Here is an 8,996-nt window from a genome sequence, read left to right on the forward strand (position 1 = left end):
AACACGCAAACGCCGAGTTTGCTATATTTATTGTACCAAACGCATTGGAATTTCACACTTTTTGCATTATAAGTGATACCTGAATGGACTGCAAAAGCAATTTGGAGATTTAATCTTGTTTAAAATAGACACGTGTGTGTATCTGATGAATAGACGCTTTCGGATTGACTATACTGAGAACATCAACTATGGAAGGAGGTGGCATGATGACCGATACGACCGGGCGATCCCCCAAGCGTAAACCGCTGTGGCTTCGATGCTTTCAAGGACTGATGTCTCTCACTATTCTGACGGTCATCGCCGCCTGCATCCTGCTCGCCTATTTGTACACGACCAGCCTTCCGCTCGCGGATACGGATAGGAATTCACGTCTGCTCGATAGTCAGGGACAAGTCATCGCCACTTTCTCTGCTGGAGGCAAGGAATCCATTCCGGTCCAGCTTGATCACATTTCACCCGATTTGATTGCAGCTACCCTGGCTGTGGAAGATCGGAAGTTTTACGATCATTTTGGCTTTGATTTTAAAGGTCTGGGCCGGGCGGTAATCGTTAATCTGACCCGCTGGGATATGTCGCAAGGGGCCAGCACGCTGACTCAGCAGCTTGCACGCAATCTGTACTTATCTCATGAGAAAACGTGGACGCGCAAAGCCAAGGAGGCCATTTATACCGCACAGCTTGAAATGAAGTACACCAAGAATGAGCTGCTGCAAATGTATTTGAACGAAATTTACTATGGTCACGGCGCCTATGGCATTGAAGCAGCTTCGCAAATGTATTTCGGTAAATCCGCAAAAGAGCTGGATTTGGCCGAAAGCGCCCTGTTAGCAGGTATTCCGAAAGGACCGACCTACTATTCACCGTATAATCATATGAAAAATGCAAAGGATCGGCAGAAAATTGTACTGGACTCCATGGCGCTCATCGGCAAGATTACTCCGGCCGAAGCCACCAAGGCCTATGAGGAAATGCTGGCCCTGCGGCCCGAGAGCCAGCGCCGGACAGTGGAAACCGCTCCCTGGTTCCGCGATTACGTCCGCCAGCTGGCGACTCATCAACTTGGGATTAGCGAAGGGGTGCTCGAGCATGGCGGACTGAGTATTTATACCACGCTAGACATGCACATGCAGCAGGCAGCCGAGGCGGCTGTAAACGAAGGCATGAAGAACAGCAACGGACTGGAAACCGCGTTAATCTCCATGGACCCGCGCAACGGACATGTCAAGGCCATGGTCGGCGGAACGAACTATGTCGGGAATCAATATAATCATGCGCTGGCCACAACCCGGCAGCCGGGCTCAGCCTTCAAGCCGATTATGTATCTGAGCGCGCTGGATTCCGGCGATTTGACGAGTACGTCCAAGTTCGAAAGCCGACCGACATTGTTCCACTACGATAACAACCGCAAGACCTATAAGCCCAAAAATTTTGGAGACAAATATTTGGGCGAAATTGATCTTCGGCGCGCAATTGCGGCGTCCGATAATATTTATGCCGTTAGCACCATTTTGAAGGTGGGAACGGACAAGGTCATGGACCTCGCCAGCAAAATGGGCATTACAAGCGAGCTCAAGCCCGTACCCTCGCTGGCGCTGGGTGTGTCACCCGTCAGCCCGTTCGAGATGGCCTCCGCCTTCTCGGTCATCGGCAGCGGCGGGCAAAAGGTGGCTCCGGTAGCAGTGCTGCGCATCACCGATGCGGCCGGGCGGTCGCTGTACGAAGCGCCCCAAGCCGCGCCCGTGCAGGTGGTGAAGCCCGCCTCCGCCTATGTCCTCACACGCCTCATGGAAGGCGTGTTCGAAGAAGGCGGCACCGGCAACCGGGTCGCGAAGCTGATCAAGCGCCCGGTTGCCGGCAAGAGCGGCACGACCAACACCGATGCGTGGATGGTCGGCTTTACCCCCGAACTATCCACCGCTGTCTGGGTTGGCTATGACAAGGGCAAGGACATCAGCACACAGGATGCCCGACGGGCGGCTCCGATTTTTGCGCAATATACGGAGAAAGCGCTGGAGAATGTGCCGCCCAAAATCTTTCCTATCCCCGACGGCGTAGTCAGCGCTTATATTGATCCGGCCAGCGGCAAACTGGCTGCACCGGACAGCCCGGATAAGCGGCTGGAGGTATTTGTCAGCGGCACGGAGCCGAAGGAGACGCTGTCGGGGCAAGATAACCCACCGGCATCAACACCAACTGACCAAGCGGAGCGACAAGCCGAAAAGAAATCATGGTGGGGCAATTTTAAACGTTGGTGGATGGAATAGCAAAAAAGACTGAGGGAACGCGATGAGCGCTCTCTCAGTCTTTTTATTTTCGCTTCACTTTACCTCATGTGCCCATTTACCTCTCTTGACAGTGCCATCAGCCATCATCCCGTTAAGCCCCGCTCTTCCCTAAAGCTGCGCTATTACCAATAACAGCTAAACGACTCAATACGGTTAGTGTCTACACCATAATAAAACCAAAAACGTCCACTCCACCGAAAACCCGCTACGGATGTCCTGCCTACAAAGACAGGGTACATCCAGAAACGCTCTCCGTTCGTCAGCCATACAAACGTGTTGCGGAACAAACAACCAAAGATGGCTCCAGGGTCAACCGCATACGCCGAAACCAGCGGCTTGGGTGGCGTAAATTGCGGTGGTGGGGAAGTTGGTGCTTGAGTTTGCTGCCCACCTTGCGGACCGAATGGCCCCTGCTGCGGCGGTGAGAACGGCTGTGGCGAAAAAGGCCCTGGGCCTGGTGGCGGACCTATCGGAGATGGGAACGAATCCTGCATATCAGGAAATTGTGGAATCGAAGGACTTGACGGCGTGAAAGGACCCGGAGTACCCGGTTGCGTTCCGAAAGGAACTTGTGGCAGTAAAGACATGTGTTTCACTCCTTGTGTTCTAGGCTGATGTATCCTATGCGGGACATCAGCCCGCGGACTGGGCGAATCCCCATATCGCCGCCAAACTCCGCCATTTCGTCCTTTTACATCAAAAATTCTTATTTCCTGATACGATTAACTCCCTTTCTGAACATGCTCCAGCTCAATTTCATGCACCATTTTAATCTCGATTCGTTTCCTTAGCTCATAATACCGTTCCAGTAGTCGGTGCTCAACCCCCAACTGTTCATTCATCCAGCCTATAATAGAGTCATCGTGATGTTCGTTAGACCAGCTAAACAAATCGCTATATAGCTGACCAAATGATTCCTCATTGCTGCGAGCGAACCGGATCGGTCGGGCTGTATAGCTTAGCTTTAGTTCCAACATCTCATGTAGCACGTCCAAACGGTATTCCAATGTCTGTACATCTTTTTTGGATGTATCGTAGCTTTTTATATCCTGAACAAGCTCCCTAAAGGTTAGTCCTACATGCTGCATAGCAAAATAAGACCACACACAACTGCCTGTAGCCGTTCCATGAGCCTCCCAAAACGGATTCCACAGGATAGATCGGATCGTCTCCTTCTGCCCTTCTCCAAACAATGCGATTCCAGCAATAATTCCTGCATTACAGTCTACGGAAGCATGTTGCTCTCCCCAATGTACCAATCGCGGAATCATATCTTCAGTCGTGCATTTGAAGCTTAACAGAGGTAAGAATTCATTAAACAAATTCTGATCCAGCGCTTTTTCCAATTCAGCCGCCAGTTTCTCACGATACATTTCGCATGGAAGATGTACCAGTCCCAAACAGGCATCCACAGACACAGCTCCATACGGTCCGTTCACCAAAGCGACGAGATCAGCAGCAACCTCCACATAACCCAAATAACCTAGCGCATACAGCACACCGTCAGGTATATGTTCTGGGGATGCCTGATTTCGGACGTAACGCTCGTACATATCCTGCGCCAAAGTAACATCCCCGCATCTCATGATCGGCTGGAGGAGCAACCCCCGGATATAATGATGGGGATCTTCTACAAAAAGCCTATATAACTCCCACGCATCCTCCACTGTCCCATATCGGGCAACCACATCCATATAGGCAGAAATGATGCTGGCATCCAGCTTCTTAGCTGAGCCGAACATATCCATAAGTCTTGCTGTCGCGTCCATTATCCTGTCTTTCTCCTTTCACGTGTGTACGTCTTCATGAAGCACTTCTCTAATGCTGAATATTTCTATTAAAAAAGAGGAAAGATGTTATCATCTACGATACAATCTAGGGAGTTGATCTCATGCATGATTCCAGTCCAAAAATCACAACATTTTTCATGTTCTCCGGTCAAGCAGAAGAAGCCATGCAATATTATACCTCTGTATTTAAGCCGTCTGGTATCATGAGCATTTTTCATCAGGAAGATGGGACCGTGTTACATGCCGTATTCAACCTCAAAGGGCAGACTTTTATGGCTATAGACTATAACCATCAGGACAAACACCCTTTTACCCCAGCTCTATCGCTATTCGTCACTTGTGATTCGGAAGAAGAAATCCATAGCGTGTTTGACCAGCTATCTCAGGAAGGCCGAGTTCTAATGCCCCTTGAAGCCTCTCCCGTAAGCCAACAATTTGGGTGGGTTGAAGATAAATACGGAGTCTCATGGCAATTGAACCTGGCAAAAGACTAGATTTCTTCTCTAAACGATCCAGCAGACTCTAGAAGTCTACGAAAAAACAATAGACCATGCTCCATCTTTTTTTGGTAATATTATGTTTAATAGGTGCCAGTAAAAGGATGTGTGTTTATTGTATAGTGCAAATTGTGAACAATGTTTTGGTTTATGCTGTGTAGCCTTGCCTTATGCAAAATCAGCTGATTTTTCTTTTAATAAGGATGGAGGAACTCCTTGTCAAAACCTCAATGCGGATTATCGTTGTGATATTCATAAGAATCTAAGAAACAACGGCTTGCGAGGCTGTACGGTATATGATTGCTTTGGAGCAGGTCAAAAAGTTTCCCAAGTTACATACAAGGGAAAAAGCTGGCGAGACGATCCGGCAATAGCTGAGGAAATGTTCAATATATTTCCCATCATGCAACAGCTTCATGAAATGCTTTATTACCTCAATGAAGCCCTTAACTTAAAAGAAACTCAACCCATCTATACAGACTTACAAAAAGCTATGGCGAAAACCGAGCAGCTTACGGATCAAGATCCAAAATCCCTCATAAATCTTCATGTACCAACCCATAGGGCGTTAGTCAATGATTTACTTTTACAAACAAGTGAGTTAGTACGAGAAAAAGTTAAGAAAAACGTGGAGCACAATAAATATAGTAAAAAAATCAGGAGTAGAGACCTTATCGGGGCCAATTTGAGAGGCGCTAATCTTAGAGGTACCAACCTGAGAGGAGTTTTACTTATTGCTGCTGATCTGCGAGAGGCTGATCTGAGAATGACAGACTTGATCGGTACGGATTTTAGAGATGCTGATTTAAGTGGGGCTAATCTGGAAGGAAGTATCTTTCTTACACAGGCGCAATTAAATTCGGCTAAGGGCAATTGTAAAACCAAACTGCCCCCTTCTCTAAGCATTCCCGGTCATTGGCTGCATTAGAGTTTATTTTATAGTACTCTCCAAGAAAATACGTAATTAAGTAATTAATATCTCAAGACGCAATTTCCTTGATGATCATGTTCGGCATGTTCATTCTGGCATTGCTTACCTACATGAAAAAGAAATAGACCGCCCCGATCCAGGGTAACGGTCTATTGTTGGACCCTACTGCCGACTGCTCTTTAAGCAGTGGTTGTATACTGGAGTCGTGTTAGCGCACGACTCCTTTACTATTCTTACCTCAGTATAGCCCATTTTATAACGTAAATACAGCTTTTATCTTCAAGAATTTTACTGATTACTCAGCTCTTTAATGTATATTGGGCAACAAAAAGTACCTTCCATTGGATCAGGTTCAAAAATCACGTCTTTATGACTGCATCCAGATTTAAATCCCCTTATTCTTCTTCGTTTAGAAATTCCTTTAATCTCCGACTTAAGGCTGCATACTGCTCTGCATTGGTGTCCGAAAAAGCCTCCTCCCGGTTGGAGTATACATCCTGATATTGTGGAGAGATTGAAAATTGCGACCTCGTAAAATCTATAATGTCCTCACCAATGCGGTTGTAATAATGCCAGCCACTATCCAGCCATGTCCTCAAAATATCGCCGCCAAGCCTGTCCTGAACGACAAGCGTTGTGACACCACATTGTCCAGCCGCAGGATTATTTGCTGTCCATTTAGAACTAGACTCCAAAGACCAAGCTTGAAACAACGCCTTTTCTAATTCTAAAAAACGGTTTGCATTCAACATGCGCCTCCCCTTTCGATTCCATTCTGCACTTATGGTGAACGTGCTTTATTCATTTCAACCCGTATTCCACACTCTGTGAATCTTGGCTTCTGCTTCTTTCAGCTCTAGCAAATACACGTCGGGATTCGAAATCTTTTTCCAGTCCTCAAACCCAAACTGCGGATCGTAATGTCGAATGAGAAGAGATAGTAAAGCTCCATGAGTTACAATGATAACCGTTTTTTCCGCCCGCTCTATAAGCTCCTGAACAAGCTGGATTCCTCGATCTACTGCTTCACGGGATGATTCCCCTCCCTCCAGCTTCAAGTCCTCGTCCAAATAGGTCTGTTCCAGCACGTCCAGCCAATGGTCCAAATGCTCATGGCTAAGTACCCGTTCTTGAAGACGTACATCAGTATACACCTGCAACTGTTTCCGTTCAGCCAAGGGCTGAATGGTTCGCACGGCCCGTTTCCACGGGCTGGACACAATATATTCCACACCTACATTCTCCATAAAATCAACTAACAACTCAGCTTGTCGGGTACCCTCATCGGTAAGTCGGGCATCTGGTTCCTGTCCTGTTGCTTGGGCATGTCTGACAAAATAAATTTTCTTCACGTCATCACTCCTAACTGTCACACAAATTTAAAATTCTATGTATTTACAAATAATTATTTTTGTGATATAATATATGTTTACATATTTATATTTCATGATACGATTCCTTGGTATTACATCAACTCTTATGGGAGGGATTCGATGCAATTAGACAAGGGAATACACATGCTCCAGGTTTCTGCTAACATTATGGGAAGTATAGAGAGTATTCACCCCACTTTAATGTGGGACGAAGATAACATGATTTTAGTTGATACGGCTTACCCCGGGCAACTCTCACTTTTGCATGAGGCTATTCTAGGCACCGGATTAACAATCCATAAACTTACCTTCATATTAATAACACACCAAGATCTTGATCATATCGGCAGTTTAGCAGATATAATCCGGGCTTCTTCATCCCCAGTTCAAGTATTAGCCAGTTCTATCGAAAAGCCTTATATACAGGGAGAACAACAGCTTATAAAGCTGACTCCAGAAGCAATAGATCAAGCTGTAAGCGCCATGCCCGAATCCGTTCCGGTAGAGTGGAGACACGCATTCCGGCGTACACTTGAAAATCCCCCAAAGGCTATTGTAAACTCCACCATCGTTGCCGGAGAGGAATTACCCTTCTGTGGGGGGATCGTAGTTATAGATACTGCTGGACATACACCAGGACACCTAAGTTTCTATCATAAATCCAGTCAAACCCTGATTGCAGGAGATGCTCTACGCGTGGTAAGCGGCAAATTATTGGCTCCAGACCCGCAATACTGCTGTGATTTCAATATGGCCAAAGAATCTCTTAAAAACCTGCTGCCATATGATATTAAAAAAGTGATCTGCTTTCATGGAGGGCTGTACGGAGGCAATTGTAATCAGCGGATATCTGAAATATGTGAACCTAGCTTTTGATCACATGGTCATACCCGATCCTTGACCAGTCAGTGAATCATCTAAAGAAAAGACTAACCAGGAATTACTGGTTAGTCTTTTCTGAATGAGACTAGGCTTTTAAGTGAACTCTTAATACGGGTACCTCTGAAGAGGCGGATGTACCTTCCAAGATTTCCACATGACTGATCATCTCTTGCCCGTCTGGAACGATTACCGGCGTAATTACAGGCAAGCCACCCTGTTGAATCGCGTCTAGATCAAACTCCATCAGTAATTGCCCTGCTTTAATGTTATCTCCTGTTTGAACGTGAGGGTTAAACCCTTGTCCTTTGAGGGAAACTGTATTAATCCCGACATGTATCAAAATTTGTACACCGGATTCATGCTCAATGATTAGAGCATGCTTACTTTTCTCCATCACGTGGACCACTTTACCCGCGAAAGGAGCAGTCACTTTACCTTCAGTCGGATGAATAGCGATACCTTCCCCCATAGCCTTCGTGGAGAACGCAGGATCTGGAACCTCTTCAAGGGAAACCACTTTTCCCTTGATTGGTGCTACCATGTCAAATTGTTCAATACGAGGAGCCGCCTTCTTTTTCAACCATTTAAACATAACGATGCCACCTTATTTAGAGATTACATTCATAAACAGTGAATGAGACTTAGCTACACATTTCAAGGAACCGGTTCCACAGAATAAATAAAAAGAAAAGTGGAAGCGATTTCTATCTGAATTATAGTGAATGCCTGTTCAGGATGTCAAGGCGCTGCCGTCGTAAAATAACCCGGCTAAGATAATGTCTATCTTAGTCGGGTCATTTGTTACCACAATTACGCATTTAAGCATTTTCAATCTTAAAAGCGATTGTTTTATGATATACTTTGCCAGTACAACATACGGCTAAAAGGGCGGTCGGCTAGTCTCCCCGAAGGGAAGTGATGCCCATGGAGGTTAAAGACGCGATTTCCTTGATGATCAGGGGTTTGGCATGTTTATTCTGGCATTGCTTACCTACGTGAAAAAGAAATAGACCGCTCTGACTAAGGAATACGGTCTATATCCAGGTAACACAAAGCTTAAATAGAGGATCTAATTTGGTTGCTTCTCATAGGAAAAAAGCAGCCCACAGATTGAAGTGACCCCTTAAAGTTAGACAACTATTTTTATGCAACCAGTTGGGCATGAGCTCGGTATTGTACCGGGCTCATACCTTTTAATTTTGACTTGATGCGCTTGTGATTGTAGTAATTAATGTACT

General features: G+C 46.1%; 11 protein-coding genes and 1 pseudogene. 6 read left to right on the plus strand and 6 right to left on the minus strand.

Annotation, left to right across the window (positions count from 1 at the left end):
- Positions 1–206: 206 nt before the first annotated feature.
- On the plus strand, positions 207–2,264 hold the full coding sequence (locus WA407_RS25480; RefSeq protein WP_336078672.1) for a transglycosylase domain-containing protein: 2,058 nt from the start codon (positions 207–209) through the stop codon (positions 2,262–2,264).
- A 143-nt stretch (positions 2,265–2,407) separates the two neighbouring features.
- On the opposite strand, the gene WA407_RS25485 is transcribed toward WA407_RS25480, so the two are convergent.
- Together WA407_RS25485 and WA407_RS25490 are read right to left on the minus strand one after the other, a co-directional pair.
- The gene (locus WA407_RS25485) at positions 2,408–2,872 is read right to left on the minus strand and encodes a transporter (RefSeq protein ID WP_336078673.1); all 465 of its coding nucleotides are present in this window, start codon (positions 2,870–2,872) and stop codon (positions 2,408–2,410) included.
- 135 nt (positions 2,873–3,007) lie between these two features.
- Positions 3,008–4,057: a hypothetical protein gene (locus WA407_RS25490; RefSeq protein ID WP_336078677.1), complete on the minus strand. Its 1,050-nt coding sequence runs from the start codon at positions 4,055–4,057 to the stop codon at positions 3,008–3,010.
- A gap of 119 nt (positions 4,058–4,176) precedes the next feature.
- Here WA407_RS25490 and WA407_RS25495 point away from each other — a divergent pair, with 119 nt between their 5' ends.
- From WA407_RS25495 to WA407_RS25505, 3 genes are all read left to right on the plus strand, one after another.
- Positions 4,177–4,569, plus strand: coding sequence for a VOC family protein (locus WA407_RS25495; protein WP_013308197.1), 393 nt, complete (start codon positions 4,177–4,179; stop codon positions 4,567–4,569).
- Positions 4,570–4,687: 118 nt separating this feature from the next.
- A complete protein-coding gene (locus tag WA407_RS25500; RefSeq protein WP_336078674.1) occupies positions 4,688–5,500 on the plus strand; it encodes a pentapeptide repeat-containing protein in 813 nt (270 codons plus the stop codon).
- A 62-nt stretch (positions 5,501–5,562) separates the two neighbouring features.
- Entirely contained in the window at positions 5,563–5,628 is a 66-nt protein-coding gene (locus tag WA407_RS25505; protein WP_323873446.1) for a putative holin-like toxin, read from the plus strand.
- Positions 5,629–5,898: 270 nt separating this feature from the next.
- On the opposite strand, the gene WA407_RS25510 is transcribed toward WA407_RS25505, so the two are convergent.
- Positions 5,899–6,252, minus strand: coding sequence for a YunG family protein (locus tag WA407_RS25510; protein ID WP_254330874.1), 354 nt, complete (start codon positions 6,250–6,252; stop codon positions 5,899–5,901).
- 57 nt (positions 6,253–6,309) lie between these two features.
- A complete protein-coding gene (locus WA407_RS25515) occupies positions 6,310–6,855 on the minus strand; it encodes a histidine phosphatase family protein (protein WP_254330860.1) in 546 nt (181 codons plus the stop codon).
- A gap of 141 nt (positions 6,856–6,996) precedes the next feature.
- On the opposite strand from WA407_RS25515, the gene WA407_RS25520 reads away from it, so the two are divergent.
- Complete coding sequence (locus WA407_RS25520) at positions 6,997–7,752, plus strand: MBL fold metallo-hydrolase (RefSeq protein WP_254330858.1); 756 nt, start codon at positions 6,997–6,999, stop codon at positions 7,750–7,752.
- Positions 7,753–7,843: 91 nt separating this feature from the next.
- On the opposite strand, the gene WA407_RS25525 is transcribed toward WA407_RS25520, so the two are convergent.
- Positions 7,844–8,350 carry a PTS sugar transporter subunit IIA gene (locus tag WA407_RS25525; RefSeq protein ID WP_235306879.1) on the minus strand — a complete coding sequence of 169 codons (507 nt, stop codon included), beginning with the start codon at positions 8,348–8,350 and terminating at the stop codon, positions 7,844–7,846.
- Positions 8,351–8,717: 367 nt separating this feature from the next.
- On the opposite strand from WA407_RS25525, the pseudogene WA407_RS26845 reads away from it, so the two are divergent.
- Positions 8,718–8,768 (plus strand): annotated as a pseudogene (locus tag WA407_RS26845) (putative holin-like toxin); the annotation flags it as partial.
- 133 nt (positions 8,769–8,901) lie between these two features.
- Here the strand turns inward: WA407_RS26845 and WA407_RS25530 are convergent.
- Positions 8,902–8,996, minus strand: a 95-nt coding sequence (locus WA407_RS25530; protein WP_336078678.1) for an IS3 family transposase, incomplete at its 5' end; no start/stop codon positions are given.

This window comes from Paenibacillus sp. 203 (assembly GCF_037027525.1).
Classification (GTDB): domain Bacteria; phylum Bacillota; class Bacilli; order Paenibacillales; family Paenibacillaceae; genus Paenibacillus; species Paenibacillus polymyxa_B.

Coding starts and splice junctions, on each gene's coding strand:
- WA407_RS25495 (WP_013308197.1), top strand. CDS start 4,177: ATGCATGATTCCAGTCCAAAAATCACAACATTTTTCATGTTCTCCGGT.
- WA407_RS25525 (WP_235306879.1), bottom strand. CDS start 8,350: ATGTTTAAATGGTTGAAAAAGAAGGCGGCTCCTCGTATTGAACAATTT.
- WA407_RS25480 (WP_336078672.1), top strand. CDS start 207: ATGACCGATACGACCGGGCGATCCCCCAAGCGTAAACCGCTGTGGCTT.
- WA407_RS25485 (WP_336078673.1), bottom strand. CDS start 2,872: ATGTCTTTACTGCCACAAGTTCCTTTCGGAACGCAACCGGGTACTCCG.
- WA407_RS25520 (WP_254330858.1), top strand. CDS start 6,997: ATGCAATTAGACAAGGGAATACACATGCTCCAGGTTTCTGCTAACATT.